Source organism: Deinococcus planocerae (genome assembly GCF_002869765.1).
GTDB classification, from domain to species: domain Bacteria; phylum Deinococcota; class Deinococci; order Deinococcales; family Deinococcaceae; genus Deinococcus; species Deinococcus planocerae.
Genome location: NZ_PNOR01000006.1, coordinates 63,953 through 88,537, shown reverse-complemented (window position 1 = coordinate 88,537; position 24,585 = coordinate 63,953). Strand labels below are relative to the sequence as shown.

The window sequence follows — 24,585 nt, the reverse complement described above, 5'->3', positions numbered from 1 at the left end:
GGCTGGCGGCTGGAAGCTGGCGGCCTTCACAGCGTCCGGTCTGCCGCCTGCTCGGGGAACTGCATCACGTGGGCGTCGCTCCACAGGCCTTCGAGGTCGTAATACTCGCGCGCCTCGCGGGTCATGATGTGGACGACGATGCCGCCGCCAAAGGCGAGGAGCAGCCAGCGCTCGCTGGGGCCCTCCACGCTCGGGCGGGAGAGCCCCGCCTCCTGGGCCTTCTCGCGGATGTTCTCCTGGACGGCGTTGAGTTGCAGCCCGGCGGTGGCGGTGCAGATCACGAAGTATTCGAGGGTGGAGGAAACTGCGGTCAGGTCGAGCACGACCACGTCCTCGGCGCGGCGTTCGCGGGCGGCGTCCACGATGACGCGGAGCTGGTGCTGGGTGGGGTCGCTATGTGGGGATGTCGAGGTCATGGGTTCTCCGTGGTGGGCACGCGACTGAGACGAGGCCGGTCGCCGCCCCGGCTGAGTGCGGCGAGGGCGGCGAGGCTGACGCGGGCGTCGGCCCCCAGCAGGATACCGACCTCGCCCGCCGAAACCGGGAAGCGCTCACCCTGGAGCCGCGGCAGCCCCAGCGCGCCCGCGAGTTCGTTCGCGGCCTCCACGCTCTGTCCGGTCAGCACCTGGCTCGCCTCGCGGCTGGGGGGCGCGGCCTCCAGCGTTACGCGAGTGTACCCCAGCGCCCGCAGCGCCCGCGTCAGCCCCACGCCGAGGCTCGCGCCGCTCGCGTCCACCACCTGCACGCTCACGTCCGGCGCCGCCCGGGAGGCCGTGGTCCCCGCCCCCTGCTCCCACACCCGCGCGAGCGCCTCCCGGTCCGGCGCGAGGTTGAAGGTGCCCGGAATCGCCCGGGTGGGCAGGGTGGCGAAGGAGAGCTTGAGCTGCGGCAGGTGCGGCAGCAGGGTGGTCAGGAGACTGGGGTCCACGTTCGTCTCCACCCCGTGGCCGATGCCGCCCAGGATGGTGGGCAAGGCCGCCAGCCCCTGCGGCGACCGCAGCCGCGCGGCGAGCTGGGTCAAGGCCTGCTTCTGGTGGTCGATGCGCCCGTAGTCGTCCCCGAAGCCCTTGCGCACCCGCAAGAAGAGCACGGCCTGTTCGCCGCCGAGGTGGTGCGGCCCCGCCGGGAGGCGCAGGTCCACCCCCGCCGCCTGATCGACCCACTCGATGCCGCCCTCCGGCACCGTCACGTCGAGGCCGCCGAGCGCGTCGATCACCCGCGCCACGTAGTCGGTGCGCACGACCACGTAGGCGTCCACCCGTTCGCCCGTGATCGTCTCCACCGCGCGGGTCAGGGCCTGCGGTCCCCCCGACCAGTAGCGGCTGTTCACCTTCTGCGCGGCGATAGGCTCCCGGGGGTCGAACTCCCCGACATTCGTGTCGCGCGGGATGTTCAACACGCTCAGGCGCCCGGCGTCCACCTTCACGAGCATCAGGGTGTCGGTGTTCGGGGGTTGGACGAGCCCGGTGCGCTGGTCCTGATCCTGGCAGGGCGTGCGGTAGTAGCAGTACACGATGTCCCGCCCGGCGAGGAGCAGGGTGAAGTGCGGCACGCGGCCTGTCCCCTGGGCGGCCTGGAGGGGCGACGAGCCCGGCGCCCCCAGCACGGCGAAGCCCCCCAATGACAGGGCGGCGAGGCTCAGCCCGCCGACTTGCAGGGCGCGCAGCCGGGAGAGGCGGCGGGAAGAGGTCATGCGTGGGAGGTGGGACCGCGCCGCCGCCGCGGGGGCCGGACGACTCTCCCGTCCGCTCCCGCGGCGGCCACGGTGGACGGGTCCTGCCCCTGGGCCAGCGCCTGCCGCACGCAGGGCAGCGCGTGGTAGGCGCGCAGGGTGCGGGGATGCACGGTGATGTCGCGCCCCTGGAGATACGTCACCTTGGAGACGATGGCGCCGCTCAGCGCCGCGGGCAGGTCGTGCAGGGCGAGGTCGCGGATGTGGTCGTTCACGCCGCGCCCGGGCTCGGACACGTCGGCGACGTACACGCAGTCGGCGACCGGGTTGCCGCCGCGCGGGCCGGTCGTGTGGTCCTCGACGGCCTCCAGCACCACGGGGTCGCGGTAGCCCCAGCGTTCGAGCAGGGTCCGCGCGGCCCGCCCGTGCAGCGCGAGCGGGTGTGCGGCGTCGATAGGACACTCGGGGGGCGCCAGCCGCAGCAGCTCCGCGTCCGGCAGGTCGCGGGCGAGGTCGTGCAGCAGCCCCGCCGCGTAGGCCCGCGCCTCGTCGAGCCCGTTGGCCCGCGCAATGCGGCAGGCGAGGTCGGCCACCCGCAGCACGTGCTCGTACCGGCGGGGGCGCACCATCAGCCGCACCCGCTCGTCCCACCCGGCGAGTTCGGCCAGGGGGTGCTGAAGGTCGAGGAATTGGGCAATCATATGGCTACTGGAGTGCCGCGCCACACCATGTGTGAAGTATACCGCCCCGCGCGCCCTCCATCCTGCCGCCGCGAACGGTAGCGCTTCCATTTCGGGTGGGGTCCTCACCCGGGGGGTGGGGATCTTCCCCAGCTTCAGGGGGCCGAGTCGCCCACCCCCGCTCCGGAGGCGGGGTCCGCCGCCCGAGTCGTGGCGGCGCGGCGCTCGACGGTGAGGCGCACGCTGACGGTCTCCAGCGCCTGGGCCCCCGCCGGAACACGCAGGGTGACGGGGGCGGTGTAGGTGCCTTCCCGGTAGGTGACGGCACCCGTGACCTCGCGCAGCCGGGCGAGGAGTTCGGGGGCGGCGATGAGTCTCACGCTGCTGGGCTGCACGCTCACCGAGGTGACGCGCAGCCCGGCGGGCGGGTCGCTCAGCACCACGCGCACCGCCTTGACGGGCAGCTCGCCGGTGTCCAGGCGGCGTACCGTGACGCTCGCCGGGGTGACCGTCACGCCGGAGACGGGCTCGCCCTCGGTGTCGAGGGCGATCAGGGCCGCCTCGCGCTCGTCGCCGGGGGCGAGGCTCAGAGGCGTGCTCACCAGCCGCGCGACCTCGCGCACCACCCGGCCCGGCCCGCCCACGGTGGCCCCGTCGGGGCTCACGCTGTAGCGCGGCAGGCTCGTCTCGGGGGGGGTGGCGACACTCAGGGTGACGGGCAGGCTGCGGGTGAGCCGGGTGTCCACGAAGCCCTGCACCCGCCGGGGCCGCCCCTCGCGGAGCGTGGTGCCGGTGGGGGGCTCTACCGTCACGGGCAGGGTGAAGCTCCCCTCCGGCACGCCCGTCACGTCCACCACCGCCCGCACGTCGTCGCCCGTGAGTTCTTGCAAGCGCTCGGGCCGCCCGCTCAGCGTCACCCGGACGGTCGCGGGGGTCAGGCCGCTCACGGCGCGGGTACCCTCGCCCCGCCCGCCCGTCGTGTCGGCGACCGTCACGGGCACGTCGAAGCCCTGCTCGACGTTCGCCCGGCGGTCGCTGGTCGCCACGAACCACAGGGTCACGGCGACCAGCAGCGCGAGCACCTTGGCGGGCAGGTTGTGCAGGGCGCGGCGCCACACGTACCTGGGGTCGAGCCAGCGCCGCAGCTCGCCGCCCGGGCCCCTCACGCTCCCCCCCGCTCCGGCTGCCCGCCCGCCTCGGGCTCGGGGGGAGGGGGCGGAACCGTGCCCGGCACCCCCGGCAGCTCGCCGGTCAGGTCGGCCCGGTCGTACACCAGGGCCCGCAGTTGCTCGCGCAGCTCCGAGCCGTTGAGGTGCGGGCCCAGCCTGCCTGCGAGCGCAATCCGCATCGAGCCGCGTTCCTCGCTGACCACCAGCACCACGGCGTCGGTGAGTTCGGAGAGCCCGATGGCCGCCCGGTGCCGGGTGCCGTAACGGCGGTAGGTGCCGTCCGCCGCCTGGAGGGGAAAGAGGCATCCTGCCGCGACCACCCTCGACTCCTGCACGACCACGCCGCCGTCGTGCAGCGGGGCGTTGCGCGCGAATAAGGCTTCGAGGAAGGGCACGCTCACCACCGCGTCGAGCCGCACGCCCGTCGCCGCGTACTCGCCGAGCGGGGTGCGGCGCTCGATGGCGATGAGGGCCCCCGTCTTGCGCTCGGCGAGACGCTCCATCGCCCGCGCGAGGTCCTGGAGGGCCGCCCCGCCTTGCCCGGCGTCACGCGCACGTGGGCGGCCCACCCGCTCCAGCGCGGCGCGCAGCTCGGGTTGAAAAAGCACCACGAGCGCGAAGAGCCCCACCGTCCCCGCCCGGTCGAGGAGGTAGCTCAGGGTGGCGAGGCCGAGGACCTTGGACACCACCCATACCCCGGCGAAGACCAGGATGCCGCGCACCACGTTCACCGCCCGCGTGCCCACCACCAGGAGGTAGCCCTGGTAGATCAGGAACGTCACCAGCAGCACGTCGAGGACGTCCTGGAGGGTCAGCGAACCGATGGGGAAAGGCAGACCCGGCGCTCCTTTCCGCCGTGTGGGCAAGCGTGCGGCACGCGTCCACTATACGGGCCCGGGGATGAACTCCCGCTGAAGCGCGGCCATGTCAAGCCCTCCCCCTCGAAGGCTCAGCGAACTCGAAATCCCGCCTGCGTCCGGCCCCCGCGCCGAGCCTTTAGCGTGGCGTCATGCCCCTCCAGCTTCGCTTCCTCGGCCACAGCACCTTCCTCCTTCAGAGCGGCGAGCACCGCGTCCTGATCGACCCCTTCATCCAGGGCAACCCAAAGTCCCCCGTCTCCCTGGAGGAGGCGCTGGGCTGGAACGTCAGCGCCGTCCTGATCAGCCACGCGCACGGCGACCACTGGGGCAATGCCCTCGACTTCGGCCAGGCGGGCGTGCCCGTGATCGGCACGGCGGAGATCGGGGGTTACGCGGGCAAGAACGGCGCCCCGAACGCCATCGGCGCGAACATCGGCGGCACCGTGCGCGGCGAGTGGGGCAGCGTGTACTTCACCCCCGCCTGGCACTCGTCTTCCTTCCCCGACGGCACCTACGGGGGGATGCCCACCGGCCTCGTGATCGAGATGGGCGGCGCGCGCGTCTACCACGCAGGCGACACCAGCCTCTTTTCCGACATGCGGCTGATCGGCGACCGGGGCCTGGACGCCGCCATTCTGCCCATCGGCGACCACTACACGATGGGGCCGGAGGAGGCCGCCCGCGCGCTGGAGCTGCTGCGTCCCCGCGTCGCCGTTCCCATGCACTACGGCACCTTCCCGCCGCTGACCGGCGACCCGCAGGTCTTCGCGCGGGAGGGGCAGGCGCGCGGGGTGGACGTGCGGGTGCTGGAGCCAGGGGAATGGGTAGAGGTGTGAGGGCTCCACGCCTTATAATCCGAATGGTCGGAAGGGGTAAGAGGAAACGGTCGGCGGGCGGAAGTGCCTGACACGTCGGACACATCATCAGGCTGAAACAGATGTCCGATGACAAGGGTAGGAGTGGACCTCACCCCCGACACCTGAGTGCACACTTCGGTTGTGCCTCTTCTTTGGATTTGTGTCCTCCCCGCCATTGCGCCCGTCGTCTTGATGTCGAGCGAGGCCTTACCCCGTCTTCTGGAACTGCACCTGCACTCCCAGCCCGTCTGCCGTCTGCCGCGCCTCTTGCAAGCGGGCGAGGGCGTCGGGGAGGAGGGCACGCTCGGGCCGCTGCCAGAGGGCCTGGGCGACCTTGCTCGCGCGGCGGACGAACAGCACCTCGCCGGGGCGGGCCAGCGTCACGGCGGCGAGGAGGGCCTGCGCGCTTGGCGGCACGGCGGACAGAGGGTCGAGGCGGACGTGCGCGGTGACCCGCTCGCCGTGGCGGCGCAGGCTGACGCGCGCCTCGGGGCTGCTGGGCCGCTGCTCGATCAGCACGTCGGCGTGCGGCCCGGCGAGGGCGGGGGTGGTCAGGCCCCGGCGGGCGTCGTTGGCGAGGTCGTGGGCGGCGAGCATGTGGCGCCGGGTGCGCGGCGCGTAACTCACCCGCAGCCGCACGCCCCTCACCTGGGCCTCGTCCTGAACCTCGCGGGCGTGGTCGGTGAGTGAGTGCGGTCCCCGGCCCCTCCCCACCGACGCGATCACCGCCTCGTTGTCGGTGTACACCGCCAGCGACTCGTGCGCCGGGGCGTGGCGCACGGCCTCCAGCACGGCGCGCAGCTCGGCGGCGTTGTTATCGGGCGCGTCGAGTTGCCCCTGGTAGCGGGCGGGGAGAGCCTCCGGCAGCAGGAGCACCAGACCCCAGCCTCCCACCCCCTGCCCTCCCTGGAGTTCGTGCCAGCTCGCGTCCACGTAAGCCTGATTCACGCCGCGCCTCCGGGGTGGCTGCCCTTACAACTCGACATCGAGCGTGCGCGTCTGCACCGTCGTTCGCAGCGGAATGCCAAGCGGGAGGCGCGGGCGCGGGACGTGGAGAGAGGGGGGCGCATGGTCAGGGAACTCCATGCGCCATCATAGGGAAGGAATGCGCCGGGCCGCTGTGTGAGGTCCCGCGCTCGGCTGTGGAATCGGCAATACTCCGGGCATGGACGTTTTAGCCCTCTACCGCGAGGCGGGCGCGTACCACGAGGGGCACTTCCTGCTCGCCTCGGGCCGCCACTCCCCCAAGTTCCTGCAATCGACCACCGTGCTCCAGTACCCCCACCTCACCGAGCGCATCGGGCAGGGGCTAGCCCAGAAGCTGCGTGAGGAGGGTGTGCGCGCCACGGTCACCGTCGGCCCCGCGATGGGCGGCGTGGTCCTCGCCTATGAGGTCGCCCGTCACCTCGGCACCCGCGCCATCTTCGCCGAGAAGGACGGTCAGGGCGGCATGAAGATTCGGGAGGCGTTTACCCTCGCTCCCGGTGAACCCTTCGTCGCTGTGGAGGACGTGCTCACGACCGGCGGCAGCGTTCTCAAGGCCGTGCGCGCATCGGAGGCGGCAGGCGGAAAGTGCGTCGCCATCGCCTGCATCGTGGATCGGCGGAAGGAGGCGGGGCCGCTGGCGGGCTACCCGCTCGTCAGCCTGGCCCACCTGACCTTCGACACCTACTTGCCCGACGAGGTGCCGGAGTGGTTGGCGGAGAGGCCGTTGCAGAAGATTTGAGAAGTTGACAATAAGCGTTGCTATGCGGAAAGGACGACGCGGCTTAACGGGAGAAGTAGCCCAATTTTCCGATACCCACGGTGTTGAAGAAACGTCCTTCGCTGTCTCCATCACCTTGGGGTATCACCGCTCGCCATAGTGATAGCTCAAGCTCTGGAAATGTGTAGGTGTTCCCCAATTCAGAATGGTTAGAGTCAAGGTTTGCCACAGAACACAGCAAGAGGATGACTTGTTCGGCTGGAGTGTGGAGAAGGTCCGTCCCCTGGAAGATCGCTCCGATCCCGTCGTTTCGGGAAAGTTCAATAAACTCGATTCTTTCCTCCTCGTCGAAGAAGACTTGAAAGGCATTTCCGTGGTAAGCGTCCGTCAAGGTAGGGGATAGGGGGGACTTGCGGAAGGTCTTAGGTGTCTGCCGCATAGCAAGGCGCGACTCATCACAGGTCATCCCCAATTCGATAGGACCTACCCCCCGAAGAGGGTGAAGCTCGTATAGTGTTGAAAGCATACGGACAATCTAGAGGATTCTTTGGACTCTCGTCCCACAAGTCAACAGCGGCCAGCCCCGAAAAGCTGACCGCTGACCGCTGACGGCTGATAGCTGACTGCTCCTACACCTCCAGCAACATCCGCGCCGGGTCTTCCAGCAGGTTCTTGATCGTCACCAGGAAGAGCACGGCCTCACGCCCGTCGATGATGCGGTGGTCGTAGCTCAGGGCCACGTACATCATCGGGCGGATGACGACCTGCCCCTGCTCGGCGACCGGGCGCTCGATGATGTTGTGCATCCCCAGGATGGCGCTTTGCGGCGCGTTGATGATCGGCGTGCTCATCATCGAGCCGAAGGTGCCGCCGTTCGTGATGGAGAAGGTGCCGCCGCTCATGTCCTCCAGCGTCAGCTTGCCGCCCTTGGCCTTCTGGGCAAAGCCCGCGATCTCCTTCTCGATGGTGGCGAGGCTCATCCCGTCGGTGTCGCGCAGGATGGGGACAACAAGGCCCCGGTCACTCGCCACCGCGATCCCGATGTCGTAGTAGCCGTGGTAGATGATGTCCTTGCCCTCGACCGAGGCGTTCACGACCGGGAACTGCTTCAGGGCCTCGGTCGCCGCACGCACGAACAGGCTCATGAAGCCGAGCTTGACCCCGTGTTTGGCGACGAACTGGTCCTGGTACTTCTTGCGCAGGTCCATCGCCGGTTTCATGTTCACTTCGTTGAAGGTGGTTAGCAGCGCGGCGGTGTTCTGCACCTCCTTGAGCCGCTCGGCGATGCGCTGGCGGATACGCGTCATGGGTACGCGCTGCTCGGCACGGGGGCCGCTGGGAACGGGCGCCGAGGGGGTGGGGGTGGCCGGAGCGGGCGCGCTCGGCTGGGTCGTCGCGGGCTGGGCCACCGTGCTCGGCGCGGCCTGGGCGGTGGCGACCGCTCCCAGCGCGTCCGCCTTGGTGATGTTGCCCTTGGGGCCGGTCGCGGGAAGCTGGGCCGGGTCGAGGTTGTTCTCGGTCACCACGCGCCGCACGGCGGGGGAGAGGTCGTCGCGGCGGGTCGCCTCGTTCCCGAGGTTCGCGCTGTCGGGCTGGGTGGCGGTACCGCCCGCGCTCGTCTCGTTCGCCACCGGGCCGCTCGCCTGATCCACGGCGGGCGCCGGAGTCTGGGCGGCGGGCGTGGGCGTGGCCTGCGCCGGGGCGCCCGCGTCGCCGACGGTGCCCAGGACCTCCTCGCTGAGCACGGTGTCGCCCTCGTTCTTGGCGACGCTCTGGAGCACGCCGTCTTGCTGGGCGGTGACTTCCAGGACCACCTTGTCGGTCTCGATCTCGGCGATCACCTCGCCGCGCCTGACCTCATCGCCGGGCTTCTTGTGCCAGGTCAGCAGCGTGCCCTCGCTCACCGACTCGGAAAAAACGGGAACCTTGATTTCGGCCATAACGAGACCCTTTATACCCCCCGGGGGGCGTGACTGACGTGGGGACGCTTCCCGCAGGAGGGGCACGGAACACATGAAAGGGGCGGAGGTGGCCGCCTGGCCTCCCTCCGCCCCCGGGTTCCTGGCTCAGGCCTGCGCCGTCGCCTCCTGCACCGCCTGCACCTGGGCTTCCACCTTCTCGGGCGTGACCCGCTCGCCCAGCGCGTCGGCGATGACCTGCGCCTGCTCGCGGGTGTGGACGCTGGCGTAGCCCACCGCCGTGCTCGCCGCGCGGGGACGGGTAGCGGCGATGAGGCGCTGTCCGGGAGAGAGCACCTTCTCCAGGTCGTCGCGGATCATCAACCACGCGCCCTGGTTCTGGGGTTCCTCCTGCGCCCAGACCACCTGCGCGCCGGGGTGCTTGGCCAGCTCGGCCTTCAGCGCATCGGCGGGGAAGGGATAGAGCTGCTCCAGCCGCACGAGCGCCGTGCCCGCGTACCCCTCCTTGTCGGCGTCACGCGCCTCGAAGAGTTCCCAGTGGAGCTTGCCGCTGCTCACGACCACCCGCTTCGCCTGCTGCACCGTGTCGTCGCCGATAACCTCACAGAAGCGGCCCCCCGCGAGGTCGCTCAGCGGGCTCATGGCGAGCTTGTTGCGCAGCAGGCTCTTGGGCGTCATCACGATCAGGGGCTTGCGGTAGGGCCGCAGCACCTGACGGCGCAGGAGGTGGAAGATCTGCGCGGCGGAGGAGGGCACCACCACCTGCATGTTCTTCTGGGCGCACAGTTGCAGGTAGCGTTCCAGCCGCGCGCTGGAGTGCTCGGGCCCCGCGCCCTCGTACCCGTGCGGGAGCAGCATGGTCAGGCCCGAGAGGCGCTGCCACTTGCTCTCGCCCGCCGAGAGGAACTGGTCGATCACGACCTGCGCCCCGTTGGCGAAGTCGCCGAACTGCGCCTCCCAGGCGACGAGGGCCTTGGGCTCCGAGGTCGAGTAGCCGTACTCGAAGGCGACCACCGCCTCTTCCGAGAGCGTGGAGTCGATCACCTCGACCCGGCCCTGATCGGGCGAGAGGTGCGCGAGGCCGAGGTACTCCTCGTTCATGGGGTCTTGCGCGCTCTGGTCGTGCAGGGTCGCGTGGCGGTGGACGAAGGTGCCGCGGCCCGAGTCCTGGCCGTCGAGCCGGACATGGTAGCCCTCCACGAGCAGCGTCGCGTACGCCAGCATCTCGCCCATCCCCCAGTCGAGGGGCTGCTCGCCGCGGCTCATGGCCCGTCTGGCCTCCAGCACGCGCGCCACCCCGCGGTGGAGCCCGAAGCCTTCCGGCACCTCGCTGAGCTTGAGGCCGAGTTCGGTAAGGCGCTCCCGGGGCACGCTCGTGGGCGTGTCGTCGGTCCACTCGGTGCCCACGTACCCCTTCCAGTCGGCGGCGAGTCGGCTCTGCTCGAGGTTCTCCATCTCCTCGACCACGGCGCCCCCCGCGTCGAGCTGGTCGCGGAACCGCTCCACCAGTCGGTCGCCCTCGCCCGCCGGCAAGACGCCCGCCGCCTCGAGGTCGCGTGCGTACAGGGCGCGGGTGCCGGGGTGCGCCTTGATCTCGCGGTACATGATGGGCTGGGTCATCGTGGGGTCGTCGGCCTCGTTGTGGCCGTGGCGGCGAAAGCAGATCAGGTCGATGAACACGTCCTTGCCGAAGCTCTGGCGGTACTCGATGGCGAGGTCGCCCGCGAAGGCCACCGCCTCGGGGTCGTCGCCGTTGACGTGCATCACGGGCGCGTTGGCGATCTTCGCCACGTCGGTCGAGTGGCGGCTCGAGCGGGTATCGCGCGGATCGCTCACCGTGAAGCCGATCTGGTTGTTGATCACGATGCGGATCGCCCCGCCCGTCGTGAAGCCGCGCAGGCGCGACATGTTCAGCGTCTCCATCACCACGCCCTGCCCGCTCACCGCCGCGTCGCCGTGCACGGTGACCGGCAGCACCTGCTTGCGCTCCGCGTCTCCCCGGCGGTCCTGGCGGGCGCGCACGGAGCCGTGGACCACCGGCGAGACGATCTCCAGGTGCGAGGGGTTGAAGGCCAGCGCGAGGTGCATCGGGCCGCCGGGGGTCCGCACGTCGCTCGAATAGCCCATGTGGTACTTCACGTCGCCCGCGATGTCCGGATCGTCGCTGATCTTTTTCTTGCCCTCGAACTCGGCGAAGAGGTCGCTGGGCTTTTTCCCGAAGATGTTGACGAGGACGTTCAATCTCCCGCGGTGCGCCATCCCGATGACCGTCTCCTTGACCCCAAAGCTTCCCGCCTGCTGGATGATCCGGTCGAGCAGCGGGATGAAGCTCTCGCCGCCCTCCAGCGAGAACCTCTTCTGCCCCACGTACTTGACGTGGAGGTAGCGCTCCAGCCCCTCGGCGGCGTTGAGTTTGACCATCAGGCGGCGGCGCTCCTCCGGGGAGTAGCGGCCCCGGCCCCGCCCGGCCTCCACCCGCTCCTGGAACCACGCCCGCTCGTTCGCGGGAAGGTAGTTGAACTCGAAGCCGATGGCCCCGCAGTACGTCTCCTGAAGCTGGGCGATCACCTCACGCAGCGGCCCGTGGAACACACCGTCGTGGACGGTCTCGTTGAGGTCCGCCTCCGACAGGCCGTAATACTCGGGGGTGAGTTCGGGCACGACCGGGAGGCCGCGCATCTTGAGGGGATTGGTCCGCGCGCTGATGTGGCCGTACACCCGGTAGGCCGTGATGAGCGCCCCGGCGGCCTGCTGCGCGCCGCTGACCCCCTCCGGGGCGGGGAGAACCGCGCCGCCCCGCCGCTGCGTGCCGAGCTGGTAAAAGGCCTGCTGGACCTGGGAGTGGGGGGTTTCGCGTGCCCCGCCGCGCAGGTCGTCGAAGTACGCGCGCCACTCGGGGTCCACGTTTGCAGGATCGGCGAGGTACGCCTCGTACAGCCCCTCGATAAAGGCCGCATTCCCGCCGGACATGATCGTCTGAGACTGCGTCATAACGCCCCAGCATACCCCCCGGCCCGGCGCCCGATGGCGGCGCCCGCACCCCCCGCCTTGTTCCCGCGCGGGGCACAAGGGCGGAACACCCCGGTGATCCAAATTCGCCGCGCCCGCATATGAACTCATGAGGGGACCCGGCCTCCGCGGAAGTGCGCCGGGAAGGCGCCTGTAAGGAAGCCGTGAGCCGGGGGGCGCTCTAGTGGGGGCGGGCGCCGAACCGGGTGAGGGTGGTCCCGGCGGACCAGGAGAGCACCGTGACCGAGGCAGACAGGACGACCGGCAAGACGCCGCCGAGAGGAGGACGGACCATCGCCAGCAAGGCGCAGGGGGACGTGGCCCCGCCGCCCCGCACCGACGTGCTCGTCGTCAGCGCGAGCGTGGCCGGGGCAAGGCCGCCGAGCGTCTGGTCGAGGGCCTGGGGCTGCGCGTTCGCCGCACGGCCAGCCTCGCGGGGCTGCGCGCCGCCCTGCGCGCCGGGCCGCCGGGGGCCGTGCTGCTCGACCTGCCCCTGGCAGGCTTCGGGGGGCTGGGGGACCTCTGCCTGCCGGCGGGCACGCGGCTGTTCGCCTGCGGGGCGGAGGTGCCTGCCGGGATCGTCTCGCTCGGCCCGGTCCCCAGCGCCGAGGGGCTGCGCGCCGCGCTCGCTCTCCTCTCCCCCGCGCCGTCCGCGCCCCCGGCGCTCTCTCCCGCCGACCGGCGCCTGCTGCGGGATCTGCTGGGCAAGCCCGGGGTCCTGGGGGTCACCCTGCTCACGGCGGGCCGCCAGCCGCTCGGGGCGGAGGGCGAGGCGCTGCCGGCCCCGCTGCTCGCGCCGCTGTGTGCCCTGCTCGACGCGTCGCGGGCCCTGGGCGAGTTGCCGCAGGGGGGCCCGCTCTTCTCCGCGCAACTGGAGTTCGAGCACCGCACCCTGCTCATCGCCCTGCACGGGGAGCTGCTCATCGTGTGCGTGCTGCGCGACCCCAGCCTGGGGAGTCTGGTGCGGTACCTGCTGCGCTCGCGCCCGGCGGCCTGACCCCGCGCCCGGCCCCCGCGCATGAGGGGTGCGGCGGGTGAACGCTCAACGCCCCCGGCCTTGTGACGGGGGCCCGGGCGCGTTTGAATGGACCTCCACCCCCTGGAAGCCCGGCGGCGCGGTAGGGTCCGTGCCCCGGGTCTTCCGCCCCGACGGAGGCGCCCATGACCACCGACCCGAGCGACCCCACCCCCAGCGGCCAGAACGGCCCAGGCCGGACCGGCAGCGGCCAGATCGGCCTGGGCACCGACCCCTCCGGCACGGACGGCACCGTAGACCGCAGCGGGGACCCGGGCGCGACGAGCGAGGACAACGCCGACACGCCAATGGGTTCTCTCGGCGGCGGCCTGAACACCGACGGCGACGACCGCTGAGCCCCAGGACAGGAGAGCAGCCATGACCCAGAACGACGCCCAGGACCGCGGTCAAGAGGGCGGTCTGCCCGCCGACGCGGGCAACGGCATGAGTGACCGTGCCGGGAACACCGACGAGTCCGAGAGCGGCATGACCGACACACCGGTGGCCGTGGGCGAGGCCACCCGCATGAGCGACGGCGCTCCAGGCGGCGTGCCCGGGGCCCCCGGCCTCGCGGACGGGCTCACCTCCACCGGCACCACCTTCGGCACCGGGGGCGACGACAAGGGGATGTAGTCCGCCGGCCAACCCCCCGGGCGGGGAGCGCGTGTGTGTCTCTCCGCCCGGCCCGTCTGGCCCGGCCTACGCCGTGACGGCCAGGGTCTCGCCCGCCCGCGTGCCCCCCTCGGCGGTCGGCGTCCGCACCCGGCGGCGCACCCCCTCGGCGTACTCGGCGAGATCGGCGAGGAGGTCGCGCACGTCGGCGCGCAGCAGGAACTGCCCGCCCGGCAGCGGCGTGAGGGCCAGGAAGGGCGCGCGGGTGAGCGTGTCGAGGATGCTGCCGAGCTCGGCGGTGTTCACGCCGCTGCCGAGCTTCTCGGCGAGGCGGGCGCTGCTCACGACGCTGTGGGCGGGGTGGCTCGCCAGGGTGAGGAGCACGAAGGAAAAAGCCCCGCGCTGGGCGAGGTGCGCTCCCACGAGTTCGGACACGCTCGCCGCCGTCTCCAGGTCGAGGTTCCCGGCCTTCCAGTACCCGCGCAGGTCGATGGGCGAGAGGGGCGCGAGCCGCGCGTGCTCGATCAGGGCGGCGAGCGCCTCGCGGGTCAGGCGCGGCAGGTCCCCGGGCCGCTCGCCTTCCCCCGTCACCAGGGCCGTGTACTCCGCCCCCTGCCCCCAGGCGGGCGAGCGTGTCGCGTCGCCCGTCAGCGCGACGTGCACCGTGTACCCGTGCGCCCCGAGGTCGGCGCGCAGCCGCGCGAGCCCCGGCGCCGGGAAGTCCAGCCGGTACCCGGTCAGCCGGGCGAGTTCGGCGAGCTGGCCCTCCACGCTGCTCGGCGCGGGGCGCGACAGGTTGACCTCCGGTCGCTGCCCGGCCCGCGGGCGCGGCGTCTGGGAGGCCGTTTCGGCGGGCGAGGGCGGCACCGGGACGAGCGGTGCCGGGGCGGGGACGGTGCTCGGGGCGGCCTCGGCGTTCAGGCTGGAGCCCAGCCGCGCCGTCACGCCGGGCTCCGCCGGGGTGGCCTCCCGCGCCTCGGCGGTGGGCCGGGGGTGCTCCAGGCGCACCTCGCGGACGTGGGGGGTGGCCGACACCACGACGCGGCGGGGCTCGGGGGCCTGGGGCGCGCTCGTCCGGGCGGGGGGCGGCGGGGCGGCGTGCGGCTTGACGGTGGCCTCCACCTGAAAGCGGCCCGGCGCGAGGGGCGTGAGCGTGAGGACGTCGTTCACCCCGAGGTTCAGGTCGTGGTAGAGCTTGCCCAGGCCCCACACGCGGCCCTGGGCGCGGTCGATCTGCACCGTGTGCTCGGTGCCCCGGTCGTCCACGAACTGCGCCGGGCCCTGTTCCGGAAAGACTGGCTGGACGTATTTGAGCAGGCGCAGGCTGCCTTCTTGCAGGCAGGGCCGGGTGATGATGTAGCGCACAGGATTCACGCGGGGACTCCTTCCGTTTCACAAGCGCCCCGCGGGGAACACGGCAGGCGCGGAGGTTCAAGGGGGGTTGAGAGGAGCAGAGCGCGCCCGGGGCCGGAGCAGGGAGGGACGCACGCCGGCAGGGGCAAACAGCCTGCCTCCCCATCATGCCCTTTTTGCCGGGGCATGTGGCAGAGGTTGGGGGGCTTCACCGTCTCGTCACGTCGGCCAGCCTCCCGCCCCCGCCCTGCTTACACTGCCCCCCATGACGGCACCCGAGCCCCAGGCGGCCACCCTCGACCTCGTGCGGCGCTACTACGCGGCCTTTAACGCCGGGGACGCGGAGGGGATGCTCGCCCTCCTGAGCGCGGACGTGCGCCACGACATCAACGAGGGCGAGACGCAAAGCGGCGTGGAGGCCTTCCGCGCCTTCCTGGCGAAGATGGACGCCCACTACCGCGAGCGCGCCGAGGACCTCGTGGTGATGGCGACGGAGGACGGGGGGCGCGCCGCCGCCGAGTTCGTGATCCACGGCGAGTACCTGAGGACCGACCCCGGCCTGCCCGAGGCGGGCGGCCAGACCTACGTGCTCCCCGTGGGCGCCTTTTTCGAGGTGCGGGGGGGCCGCCTCGCCCGCGTGACGAACTACTACAACCTCGCCGACTGGACCCGGCAGGTAGGCGGAGGCTGAGGGGGTGCCGGACGCCCTGACCGTCCGCCCGGCCACCGGGGACGAGCTGCGCGCCTTCCTCCCCGACCTCGCCCGGTTGCGGCAGGAGGTGTTCCGCGCCTTCCCGTACCTGTACGAGGGCAGCGCGGAGTACGAGGAGGGCTACTTGCGGACGTACCTGGGCGCGCCCGGGGCGCTGGTCGTCCTCGCCCGCGACGGGGGGCGGGTGGTGGGGGCGAGCACGGCGGTGCCCCTGACGCGCGAGACGCCCGAGGTACGCGCCCCCTTCCGGCCCCCCGAGTTCGACCCCGCCGACATCCTGTACCTCGGCGAGAGCGTGCTGCTGCCCGGGTACCGGGGGCGTGGCCTCGGCCACCGCTTCTTCGACGAGCGCGAGGCCCACGCCCGGCGCCTGGGGCTGGGGGTGACCGCCTTCTGCGCCGTGCGGCGCCCGGAGGACCACCCGGCCCGGCCCGAGGGCTACCGACCGCTGGACGCCTTCTGGCGGTCACGCGGCTACTCGGAGCGTCCCGACCTGGAAACGACGATGAGCTGGCAGGACGTGGGCGAGGAGCGGGAGACCCCCAAGCTCATGCGCTTCTGGGTCAGGCGGCTGGGCTGAGCCCCGGCTAGGCCCTCTGCTGCTGCCTCCACCCGTGGGCGCGCACCGCGTCCACCGCGAACCACACGGCCACCGCGCCCCACAGCAGGGCGGGGAGCCACCTCGCCGTGAGTCCGTACCGGACGGCGGGAACGGCGCACAGGAGCGCGAGGACGACGCTGAGTGCGAAGACGATGTGGGGGGGCACGCGGCGACCGAACATGGCGCCCAGCGTACCCCCCGCCCTGTCACGCGGTTCTGTCTACTCGCCCGGCGGGTCCGGCTCGGTCCAGGCGAGGAGAGCGCCGGGAAGGGCGCAGATCAGGAGCATGGCGCCCGACCAGAGGGCCGTCCAGGTGAAGCTGTCTCGGGGCACGGGCAGGGAATGGCCGCGATCCGCCGTCTGGAAGTACAGGTAACCCAGGAGGATCAGGATGCCCACGACCCGGTACGCGCTCACGTGGGCCTGGGCCAGCCGTTGCCACTGCCGCTCATCCAACCCCGGGGCCTTCAGGTAGGGCAGGCCCAGCCGCACCGGAAGCATGAGCTGGAAGGCCGCGGCCCAGGCCGTGACGAGCCCGAGAAGCGAGAGCGGCCCCCAAAGCCAGTCGGACACGCCGGGAACGGCTCTCAGGCCGGTGCCGAGCAGCATGAGCAGGTACCCGCCCACGGCGAGCAGCACGACCCGGCGACGGGCGGCGAGCGGCGCGGGCGGGCGGGGCCGGGGCAGGGTCGCGTTCATGCGGAACCTCCGTAGACTCTCTCGCTGAGCGGCGTGAAGGGCGTGCGCGAAAAGATCGCCTCGATGGGCAGCCCGAAATACTCGCTGAGGCGAAAGGCGAGGTCCAGGCTCGGGTGGTACTCCCCGCGCTCCAGGTACCCGATGGTCTGGTAGTTCACCCCCACCGCCGCCGCGAGGTCCTGGCGGCTCAGCCCGCGCTCGGCGCGCAGCACGGGCAGCCGGTTGAACAGGGACGGGGGAGAGGGACGACCAGCCGCCTTGGCAACCATGCCACGCATTGTTGTATTTCTACAACAAAAAGTCAAGTGTTAGCACCAAGATATGGGAGGCCTCAGGGAACTCTCCCCGTGAGGTGGCGGCGGCGCGCCCGAAGGCGGCATCCCTGACCGTCTCCCGCCTTCCCGGTGTGACAGGATTCGGGCCGGATGCCGGATTTCGACGTGATCGTGATGGGCGCGGGCCACAACGCCCTGGTGACCGCCGCCTACGCCGCCAAGGCGGGGCTGCGGGTGGGCGTGTTCGAGCGGCGCCACCTCGTCGGCGGGGCGGTGAGCACGGAAGAACTCGTGCCCGGCTACCGCTTCGACTACGGCGGCAGCGCGCACATCCTGATCCGCATGACGCCCGTCGTGCGCGAGCTGGAACTCACCCGCCACGGGCTGCACTACCTCGACGTGGACCCCATGTTCCACGCCTCGGACGGCGAGACGCCCTGGTTCGTGTGGCGCGACGCCGACCGGACGGCGCGGGAGCTGGAGACCCTCTTTCCCGGCCAGGGGGAGGCGTACCGCCGCTTTCTGGACGACTGGACGCCCTTTGCCCGAAGCGTCGCCGACCTCTTCAACTCGGCCCCCGGCCCCCTGGAGATGGGAAAGATGCTCGTCAAGAGCGGGAAGGGCCGCGACGCCCAGACGCAACTGCGGCGCATCCTGCGGCCCTACGGGGACGTGGCGCGCGAGTATTTCAAGGAGGAGCGGGTCCGGGCGCCCCTCGTCTGGATGGCGGCCCAGAGCGGACCCCCGCCGAGCGATCCGCTCAGTGCCCCCTTCCTGCTGTGGCACCCCCTCTACCACGAGGGCGGCGTGGCCCGGCCCAAGGGGGGATCGGGGGGACTCACGAAGGCCCTGCGCCGGGCGGTCGAGGCCGACGGCGGCGAGGTCTTCGTCAACGCGCCCGTCAAACGCATCCTGGTCAGGGACGGCAAGGCGCAGGGCATCGAGCTGGAGAACGGCGATACCTACACCGCCCGCGCGGTCGTGTCGGGCACCCACGTCCTGACGACGGCAGACGCGCTGCCCGACGAGTACGTGCCCCCCGCCGCGCGGGGTGGCCGGGTGGGCAACGGGTTCGGGATGATCCTGCGCCTCGCCCTCAGCGAAAAAGTCCGGTACAGAAACCACACCGAGCCCGAGAGCCGGGTGGGCCTGGGCCTCCTGATCAAGGACGAGCGCCAACTGATGAAGGGCTACGGCGAATATCTGGCGGGGGAGCCGACGACCGATCCGCCGCTGGTCGCCATGAGTTTTTCCGCCGTGGACGACAGCCTCGCGCCCCCCGGCGGCGACGTGCTGTGGCTGTGGGCGCAGTATTACCCCTACGAGCTGGCCTCGGGAAGCTGGGAGACGCGCGCGGCGCAGGCGCGGGAGAACATCCTGCGGGCGTTCGAGCACTACGCGCCGGGCACGCGGGACACCATCGTGGGCGAACTCGTGCAGACGCCGCAGTGGCTGGAGACCAACCTCGGGCTGCACCGCGGGAACGTGATGCACCTGGAGATGAGCTTCGACCAGATGTTCGCCTTCCGCCCGTGGATGGCCGCGAGTGGGTACCGCTGGCCCGGCGTGAAGGGCCTGTACCTGACCGGGGCCAGCACCCACCCCGGAGGCGGCATCATGGGCGCGTCGGGGCGCAACGCCGCCCGCGTGCTCGTGGGGGACCTGACGAGGAAGGGGTGGAGGTGAGGGGACGGCAGGTGGAAGGCAGAGGGCAGAAGGCCGGGGGGCAGGCCCTCTCCCCCGCGTTCCGTGAGGGGGGCGAACGGGTGGCCCCCGGACGGGAGGCCGCGTGAGTCCGGTCCTCCTGCGCTCCGGGCTCGCCTTCGCCGCGCTGGGGGTCGCGTTTCTGGGGGCCCTGCTCGTGATCGACGGGGTGCCGGGCGGGTGGGGGCTGATTGCCCTGGGCCTGCCCCTCGCCGGACTCCTCGCGCTGGGGGGCGACGCGCTGCGCGGCGACTTCGGCGGGACGGTGCGGGAGAGAGGGGCGGCGCTCGCCCGGCAGACGCGGCCCTGGATGGTGTGGCTGGCCCTCTACGCCGCGCTCAAGGTGCCCGTGCCGCTGTGGCCGGAGGGCTTTTCCCTGCTCGCGCTGCTCAGCACCGGGGCGCTCTTCGCCGCGGCCCTCGCCTACGCCTGGGAGCGGGCGGGGGGGCGGCGGGCCCTGGTGATGGCGGCTCTGGCCTCCGGGGTGGGGCTGGGCGTCGAACTGCTCGGCAGCCGCACGGGCTTTCCCTTCGGCGTCTACACCTACGCGGGTGCGCCTGCCCCCACTCTCCTCAGCGTGCCCCTGATCGTGCCGCTGGGCTGGTTCGCCCTGACGCTGGCGGCGACGCTTCTCGCGGGGGGCCGGGCGTGGCTGGCCGGACTCCTGATGGTGGCCTGGGACGTGGGCCTGGAACCGCTGATGACGGCGCAGGGCTACTGGACGTGGCAGGACCCGGCGCCGCTGTGGGCGGGCGCGCCCCTCCAGAACTTCCTGGGCTGGTGGGCGGTGGGCACGGGGCTCGCCTGGGCCTTCACGCGGATCAGCCCGGGGACGTTCGGGGCGAGGCGACGGGCCCGGAATCTGCCCACGCAGCAAGGGGCGGCTCGGGTCTCCCCGAACGTGCAGGCTGCCACCGCCGAACCCGCCCCGCAGCCCGACCTCTCCCGCCTCACCTTCGGGGTCGCCTACCCGGTCGAGACGTTCTTCCTGCCGGGCGGGCTCGTCCTCGTCGGGCGGTACGTGGAGGCGGGCGTGACCCTGGCGGCGATGCTGGCGGGCCTGGCGCTGGCGCGGGCGGTGCGCGGGAGGCGGGCGTGAGCCTTGACCCGGTGACGGCCCTGCTGAAAACGAGCGTGCGCCGCAGCGTTCACACCGACCTGCGGGGAGTCTGGGTGCGCGGCCCGCTGCCCGGGGGAGGGGCGGTGCTCGCTCCCAACCACCACTCGTGGTGGGACGGGTACGTGCTGCGCGAGGTGACGTGGGTGCTGGGGCAGGGCTACCGGGTGCTCATGACGGAGGGGCAGCTCGCCCGTTTTCCCTTCCTGCGGCGGCTGGGGGCGCTCGGCACGCGCGACCTGCGGGAGGCGGTGCGCGCGGCGCGGGCGGGTGCCTGGGTGGTCGTCTTTCCGGAGGGGGCGTTGCAACCCGCCGGGCCGCTCCGGGGTGTGCAGCCGGGGGCGGCCTGGATCGCCCGGACGGCGGGCGTGCCCCTGGTGCCCGTCGCCCTGCGGGTGACGCTGCGGGGCGCCCAACACCCCGAGGCCTACGCGCGCTTCGGGCGGGCGGTGGAGGGGCCTGGGCTGGAGGACGCGCTGACCCGCGAACTCGCCGCCCTCGATGCGGAGCTGCGGGAGAGCGACCCCGAGGCGCCCCTGGCGGGCTACCTGCGCCTGGCGGGGGGACGGGTCAGCGCGCAGGAACGGCTGGACCTGCCGGGCCGCGCCCTCGCGTGGCTTACGGGGGAGCGGTGAAGCTCGACCTCGCCCGGGCCTACCGCGAGGCCGCGCGGGGCTTTTTCACGTACAAGGCGGCGGTCTTTTTCCTCAACGTCCTCACCTTCCCCCGGCTGCGGCCCCGCCCTGTGCCCCGGGAGCGCCCGCGCGTCTCCATCCTGATTCCCGCGCGCGACGAGGCGCACAACCTCGTCCACACCCTCCCCGGCGTGCTCGCGCAGGGGGCGGACGAGGTGCTCGTGCTCGACGACGGCAGCCGCGACGGCACGGGCGGCCTCGCGCGGCGGCTGTGCGCGGGGGTGCCGGGCGCGCGGGTGCTGTGCGGGGAGGGGTTGCCGCCGGGGTGGCACGGCAAGCCGTGGGCCTGCCAGCAGCTCGCGCGGGCGGCGACGGGCGACGTGCTGATCTTCACCGACGCGGACGTGCGGTGGGGGCCGGGGGCGCTCGGAGCGGTGCTCGCCGAGCTGACACGTTCGGACGCCGACCTCCTGAGCGTGTGGCCGCGCCAGCGCAACGTGACCCTGGGCGAGCGGCTGATCACCCCCCTGGTGGAGGTCGTGCTGTTGACCTTCCTGCCCGCGCCGGGACTGCGGCTGCCCTTCCCGGCGGCGAGCGCGGCGAACGGGCAACTGATGGCCTTTCGCCGCGCGGCCTACGATCGATTGGGGGGACACGCCCTGGTGCGCAGCGAGGTGCTCGAGGACGTGATCTTCGGGCAGCGCCTCAAGGAGCGCGGCGGGCGGCTGGCCCTCGCGCTCGCGGGCGAATGTATGGAGGTGCGGATGTACCGCAGCTACCCGGCCTCGGTGGCGGGCTTCGGCAAGAACGTCTACCGGGTCCACCTGCGCTCACGGGCCGTGCTCGCCGTTTCCATCGGGTGGCACCTCGCCGTGTACACCCTGCCGTGGCTCCTCCCCGCCCGCCGGGCCCGCTGGCTCTGGGCGCTGCGCGCCGCCGGGCTCCTGGAGCGTCCCCTCGTCAGCCTCGTCACCGGGCGCCGCCGCCCCGCCGACCTCGCCGAGGGGCTGCTCAGCCCGGTCACCCCCCTCCTCGCCCTCCCCGTGTACCTGCGCGGCCTGCGCCGTCAGGTGGGCTGGAAGGGCCGGGAGTACGAGCAGTGAGGGCCACGGCGAGCTCCCCCGACCACGTGATCGTCCTCGGCGCGGGCTTCGCGGGGCTGGCGGCGGCGCTGCGGCTGGCAGGGGAGGGCGTGCGGGTCACCGTCCTCGACCATCTGGACCGCCCCGGCGGCAAGGCGGCGTTGGGCTACGAGGACTTCTCCAGCGGGCCGACGGTCGTCACCATGCCCCAGATCTTCCGCGCCCTGCACGAGCGGACCGGCCTGACTCTGCCCCCGCTCGACCCCGCGCGCCCCACGACGACCTATCACGCGCTCGGCGGGCGCACCTTCGCCCCGGAGGCGCTGCACGTGGCGGGCAGCCTGGAGCCCACCCTGGCGCAACTGGGCCGGGCGGAGGGGCTGGAGTACGTCCGCTTGCTCGGGGTCGCGCGGCGCATCTACCAGGGGGCGGCGCCCACCTTCCTCTTCGCGCCGCCGCCGGGTCGGCTGAGGCTGGCCCGCTACGCGGTCACGCGCGGGCTCGGCGCCGCCCCCTGGTCCAGCCTCGCCCGTCTGGTGGAGAGCGGCCCCTTCCTGACCCCCTTCTGGCTGCGCTTCGCCACCTATCTGGGGGCCGACCCCTACCGCGCCCCCGCCGTGCTGCACAACGTCTCCTGGGTCGAACTCGGCTCCGGGGTATGGCACATGGAGGGGGGCCTGGGGGCGCTCGCGGTGCGGATGTGGGAGCGGGCGCAGGCGCTGGGGGTGCGCTTCGAGTTCGGCACGCGGGTGGAACATCTGATCACGCGGGGGGGCCAGGTGGTGGGCGCCCACACGGGCCGGGGCGTCTACACCGCGGACGCCTGGGTGAGCGCCGCCGACCGGGCCCTCACGCGGGGCTGGCTGGGCCTCCCCGACGACCGCAGCCCGCGCGGGGTGAGCGGCTTCGCGCTGCAACTGCGGCTCTCGGAAGATCGCGGCCACGCCCACCACATCCTCTGGCCCGCCGACTACGCCCGGGAGTGGCGGGACATCCGCGCCGGGCGTCTCCCCACCGACCCCACCCTCTACCTGCACCTCGACGGGGACCGGGCCTTCCTCCTCGTGAACGCGCCGCCTGACCCCGGGGCGACGGACGATCCGCGCGGCTACGGCGCCTTCCTGCTGCGGGGGCTCCAGGCCCGGCTCCCCCTCCCGGTGACGGACTGGCACCCCCTCTCGCCCGCCGAGTACGCCCGGACCTCCCTGCGGGGGGCCCTGTATGGCCGCGCCCCCCACGGACTGATCGGCAGCCTGCGCCCCGGCTGGACGCACCCGGGCGCGCACAACCTCGCGCAGGTCGGCGGGACCGTCCACCCCGGCGGCGGCGTGCCCCTCTCCATGCTGAGCGGGTGGAACGGGGCGGGCGGGCTGCTCGGCCTGCCCTACGACGATCTGGACGGCCCCCGGGTGCCGGGGGAGGGGGAGACGTGGGACGCGGTGCAGACGCCCGCGGGCTAGACGCTGCCCGCCCGGACCGTTCCTTTTGATCAACTTCGCGCCTACGCGCCCGTGCCAGAATGCGCCCCGTGCCGATCCTGCCCGTGCCCAGGTCCGACGTGCGCGGGCTGGAAACCCTGCCCGAGCCGCCCGCCCGGCGTGGCGACGGCCACCTGCGCGACTGGGCGCTCTCGCCGCTGGGGCTGGTCGAGGAGGGCGCGCGGCGGGCGAGGGCGGACGGCGTGGGCCTCTTCCGCCTGCGCCTGGGCCTGCCCGCCGTGGTGGGCTTCAGCCCCGAGTGGAACCGCCGCCTGCTCGGGGACCTCGCCACCTTCCGCAGCGCGGGGAGCTTCTCGCGGGTGGTGCCGTACCTCTCGGGCGGGGTGATCCTGACCGACGCGCCCGGCCACGGCCCCCGGCGGCAGGCGGTGAACCCCGGCTTCGGGCGGCGGCATCTGGAGGCCCTGCGCTCCCGCGTGCGCTCGGCCCTGCCCCCCGTCCCGGCGGGGGAGTTCGACGCCCTGGCCTGGGCCGACCGCGCCGTGCTCGGGATGCTCAACGCGGCGTACTTCGGCGGGGAGTTCGACGCGGAGCTGCTCCACGCCTTCCTCGCCCCGCTGCGGCTGCCCTTTCCGCTGCCCACCCTGCCCCGCCCGCTCCTCTTCGCGCGGGTGGACGCCGAGCTGCGCCGCCTCGCCCGCCGCCGGCTGACGGAGGGTGGGGGAGACGATCTCCTCGCCCTCCTCGCGCCCCTGCCCGGCGGGCTGGAGGAGACGCGGGTGAGCCTCGCCGCCGCCCACGACACGACCACCCACGCCCTCGCCTGGGCCGCGTGGCACCTCGCCGCCCACCCCGGGTGGCACGCGCCGGAACACCACCCCACCGTCCTCAAGGAGACGCTGCGCCTCTTTCCCCCCGGCTGGATGGGCAGCCGCCGCCTCGCCCGCGACCTGAGTTGGGAGGGGGTGCGCCTCCCGCGCGGCACCCTCGCCCTCTACAGCCCCTACCTCAGCGCCCGCGACCCCTCGCTCTGGAGTGAGCCCGACGAGTTCCGCCCGGGCCGCTGGCAGTCTCCGCCCCCCGCCTGGGCCTACCTGCCCTTCGGCGGCGGCGAGCGGGTGTGCCTGGGGATGCACCTCGCGCACCTCCTCATCCTGGAGGCGCTGGCCGCCCTGCCCCCCCTCGCCCCCGTGCGCGGCGACCCTGGCCCCCGCCCCGGCGTGACCCTGGGGCCGACGGGACCGCTGGTGGTGCGGCCCGCCGCTGCGGAGTGGACGGGATGTGGCCTGGGAAGCGAGCCGGATGGGCTGAGGGCGACGGCCTCCGGAGGCGTCGGCTCCTGAGGGTGGGCCGTGCCTCCGCGAAATCCGGCTGCATGATTTGACAGGGCCTGCATAGCACGCTATTGTTTCCCTATCACCGCCCGAGAGGCGGCTTTTTTGTGCCTCCCTCCGGCCCCCCTCTCCGTG

General features: G+C 72.6%; 26 protein-coding genes. 13 read left to right on the top strand and 13 right to left on the bottom strand.

Going from position 1 to position 24,585, the window contains the following annotated elements; all coding sequences use genetic code 11:
• Positions 1-26: 26 nt before the first annotated feature.
• The 5 genes from rsfS to cdaA form a co-directional block, all read right to left on the bottom strand.
• Complete coding sequence (gene rsfS, locus A7B18_RS04930; protein ID WP_102125572.1) at positions 27-416, bottom strand: ribosome silencing factor; 390 nt, start codon at positions 414-416, stop codon at positions 27-29.
• Complete coding sequence (locus A7B18_RS04925) at positions 413-1,693, bottom strand: LCP family protein (RefSeq protein WP_102125571.1); 1,281 nt, start codon at positions 1,691-1,693, stop codon at positions 413-415. Before A7B18_RS04925 ends, rsfS begins: the two co-directional genes overlap by 4 nt.
• Complete coding sequence (gene yqeK / locus A7B18_RS04920) at positions 1,690-2,373, bottom strand: bis(5'-nucleosyl)-tetraphosphatase (symmetrical) YqeK (RefSeq protein ID WP_180970021.1); 684 nt, start codon at positions 2,371-2,373, stop codon at positions 1,690-1,692. The genes A7B18_RS04925 and yqeK overlap by 4 nt, the downstream gene beginning before the upstream one ends.
• A gap of 134 nt (positions 2,374-2,507) precedes the next feature.
• Positions 2,508-3,518, bottom strand: a complete 1,011-nt coding sequence (locus A7B18_RS04915) for a CdaR family protein (RefSeq protein ID WP_102125570.1) — start codon at positions 3,516-3,518, stop codon at positions 2,508-2,510.
• Positions 3,515-4,357 carry a diadenylate cyclase CdaA gene (gene cdaA / locus A7B18_RS04910; RefSeq protein ID WP_180970026.1) on the bottom strand — a complete coding sequence of 281 codons (843 nt, stop codon included), beginning with the start codon at positions 4,355-4,357 and terminating at the stop codon, positions 3,515-3,517. The genes A7B18_RS04915 and cdaA overlap by 4 nt, the downstream gene beginning before the upstream one ends.
• Positions 4,358-4,530: 173 nt before the next feature.
• Here cdaA and A7B18_RS04905 point away from each other — a divergent pair, with 173 nt between their 5' ends.
• On the top strand, positions 4,531-5,217 hold the full coding sequence (locus A7B18_RS04905) for a metal-dependent hydrolase (RefSeq protein WP_102125568.1): 687 nt from the start codon (positions 4,531-4,533) through the stop codon (positions 5,215-5,217).
• A gap of 228 nt (positions 5,218-5,445) precedes the next feature.
• On the opposite strand, the gene A7B18_RS04900 is transcribed toward A7B18_RS04905, so the two are convergent.
• Positions 5,446-6,186: an RNase H family protein gene (locus A7B18_RS04900; RefSeq protein WP_102125567.1), complete on the bottom strand. Its 741-nt coding sequence runs from the start codon at positions 6,184-6,186 to the stop codon at positions 5,446-5,448.
• Between the two features lie 217 nt (positions 6,187-6,403).
• Here A7B18_RS04900 and pyrE point away from each other — a divergent pair, with 217 nt between their 5' ends.
• Positions 6,404-6,964, top strand: a complete 561-nt coding sequence (pyrE, locus tag A7B18_RS04895; protein WP_102125566.1) for an orotate phosphoribosyltransferase — start codon at positions 6,404-6,406, stop codon at positions 6,962-6,964.
• Between the two features lie 43 nt (positions 6,965-7,007).
• Here pyrE and A7B18_RS21260 read toward each other — a convergent pair whose 3' ends face one another.
• From A7B18_RS21260 to A7B18_RS04885, 3 genes are all read right to left on the bottom strand, one after another.
• The gene (locus A7B18_RS21260; RefSeq protein ID WP_146009458.1) at positions 7,008-7,334 is read right to left on the bottom strand and encodes a hypothetical protein; all 327 of its coding nucleotides are present in this window, start codon (positions 7,332-7,334) and stop codon (positions 7,008-7,010) included.
• 238 nt (positions 7,335-7,572) lie between these two features.
• A complete protein-coding gene (odhB, locus tag A7B18_RS04890; protein ID WP_102125565.1) occupies positions 7,573-8,883 on the bottom strand; it encodes a 2-oxoglutarate dehydrogenase complex dihydrolipoyllysine-residue succinyltransferase in 1,311 nt (436 codons plus the stop codon).
• Positions 8,884-9,009: 126 nt separating this feature from the next.
• Positions 9,010-11,853: a 2-oxoglutarate dehydrogenase E1 component gene (locus A7B18_RS04885; protein ID WP_102125564.1), complete on the bottom strand. Its 2,844-nt coding sequence runs from the start codon at positions 11,851-11,853 to the stop codon at positions 9,010-9,012.
• Between the two features lie 202 nt (positions 11,854-12,055).
• Here A7B18_RS04885 and A7B18_RS21255 point away from each other — a divergent pair, with 202 nt between their 5' ends.
• The 3 genes from A7B18_RS21255 to A7B18_RS04870 all read left to right on the top strand — a co-directional run bounded on the left by A7B18_RS21255 (position 12,056) and on the right by A7B18_RS04870 (position 13,519).
• On the top strand, positions 12,056-12,868 hold the full coding sequence (locus A7B18_RS21255) for a hypothetical protein (RefSeq protein WP_146009457.1): 813 nt from the start codon (positions 12,056-12,058) through the stop codon (positions 12,866-12,868).
• Between the two features lie 164 nt (positions 12,869-13,032).
• Positions 13,033-13,242, top strand: a complete 210-nt coding sequence (locus A7B18_RS04875) for a hypothetical protein (RefSeq protein WP_102125562.1) — start codon at positions 13,033-13,035, stop codon at positions 13,240-13,242.
• 22 nt (positions 13,243-13,264) lie between these two features.
• Entirely contained in the window at positions 13,265-13,519 is a 255-nt protein-coding gene (locus A7B18_RS04870) for a hypothetical protein (RefSeq protein WP_102125561.1), read from the top strand.
• Between the two features lie 66 nt (positions 13,520-13,585).
• Here the strand turns inward: A7B18_RS04870 and A7B18_RS04865 are convergent, their stop codons facing one another.
• On the bottom strand, positions 13,586-14,872 hold the full coding sequence (locus tag A7B18_RS04865) for a hypothetical protein (protein ID WP_425430316.1): 1,287 nt from the start codon (positions 14,870-14,872) through the stop codon (positions 13,586-13,588).
• Between the two features lie 244 nt (positions 14,873-15,116).
• Here A7B18_RS04865 and A7B18_RS04860 point away from each other — a divergent pair, with 244 nt between their 5' ends.
• Complete coding sequence (locus A7B18_RS04860) at positions 15,117-15,542, top strand: ketosteroid isomerase-related protein (RefSeq protein WP_102125560.1); 426 nt, start codon at positions 15,117-15,119, stop codon at positions 15,540-15,542.
• 4 nt (positions 15,543-15,546) lie between these two features.
• Positions 15,547-16,143 (top strand): GNAT family N-acetyltransferase, encoded by a 597-nt coding sequence (locus A7B18_RS04855; protein WP_102125559.1) that lies wholly within the window; start codon positions 15,547-15,549, stop codon positions 16,141-16,143.
• Between the two features lie 7 nt (positions 16,144-16,150).
• Here the strand turns inward: A7B18_RS04855 and A7B18_RS04850 are convergent, their stop codons facing one another.
• From A7B18_RS04850 to A7B18_RS04840, 3 genes are read right to left on the bottom strand one after another with little or no spacing between them, the layout of a single operon-like run.
• Positions 16,151-16,345 carry a hypothetical protein gene (locus A7B18_RS04850; RefSeq protein WP_102125558.1) on the bottom strand — a complete coding sequence of 65 codons (195 nt, stop codon included), beginning with the start codon at positions 16,343-16,345 and terminating at the stop codon, positions 16,151-16,153.
• Positions 16,346-16,384: 39 nt separating this feature from the next.
• Positions 16,385-16,864, bottom strand: a complete 480-nt coding sequence (locus tag A7B18_RS04845; protein ID WP_102125557.1) for a hypothetical protein — start codon at positions 16,862-16,864, stop codon at positions 16,385-16,387.
• On the bottom strand, positions 16,861-17,133 hold the full coding sequence (locus tag A7B18_RS04840; protein ID WP_102125556.1) for a helix-turn-helix transcriptional regulator: 273 nt from the start codon (positions 17,131-17,133) through the stop codon (positions 16,861-16,863). The genes A7B18_RS04845 and A7B18_RS04840 overlap by 4 nt, the downstream gene beginning before the upstream one ends.
• A gap of 156 nt (positions 17,134-17,289) precedes the next feature.
• Between A7B18_RS04840 and A7B18_RS04835 the strand changes: the two genes are divergently transcribed.
• From A7B18_RS04835 to A7B18_RS04810, 6 genes are all read left to right on the top strand, one after another.
• The gene (locus A7B18_RS04835) at positions 17,290-18,825 is read left to right on the top strand and encodes a phytoene desaturase family protein (RefSeq protein ID WP_102125555.1); all 1,536 of its coding nucleotides are present in this window, start codon (positions 17,290-17,292) and stop codon (positions 18,823-18,825) included.
• A gap of 103 nt (positions 18,826-18,928) precedes the next feature.
• A complete protein-coding gene (locus tag A7B18_RS04830; RefSeq protein WP_102125554.1) occupies positions 18,929-19,942 on the top strand; it encodes a carotenoid biosynthesis protein in 1,014 nt (337 codons plus the stop codon).
• Positions 19,939-20,595: a lysophospholipid acyltransferase family protein gene (locus A7B18_RS04825; RefSeq protein WP_245872743.1), complete on the top strand. Its 657-nt coding sequence runs from the start codon at positions 19,939-19,941 to the stop codon at positions 20,593-20,595. Before A7B18_RS04830 ends, A7B18_RS04825 begins: the two co-directional genes overlap by 4 nt.
• A complete protein-coding gene (locus A7B18_RS04820) occupies positions 20,592-21,698 on the top strand; it encodes a glycosyltransferase family 2 protein (protein ID WP_102125639.1) in 1,107 nt (368 codons plus the stop codon). Before A7B18_RS04825 ends, A7B18_RS04820 begins: the two co-directional genes overlap by 4 nt.
• Positions 21,695-23,137: a phytoene desaturase family protein gene (locus tag A7B18_RS04815; protein WP_180970020.1), complete on the top strand. Its 1,443-nt coding sequence runs from the start codon at positions 21,695-21,697 to the stop codon at positions 23,135-23,137. The genes A7B18_RS04820 and A7B18_RS04815 overlap by 4 nt, the downstream gene beginning before the upstream one ends.
• Before the next feature lie 68 nt (positions 23,138-23,205).
• Complete coding sequence (locus tag A7B18_RS04810; RefSeq protein ID WP_281260142.1) at positions 23,206-24,459, top strand: cytochrome P450; 1,254 nt, start codon at positions 23,206-23,208, stop codon at positions 24,457-24,459.
• The last annotated feature ends 126 nt before the right edge of the window (positions 24,460-24,585 follow it).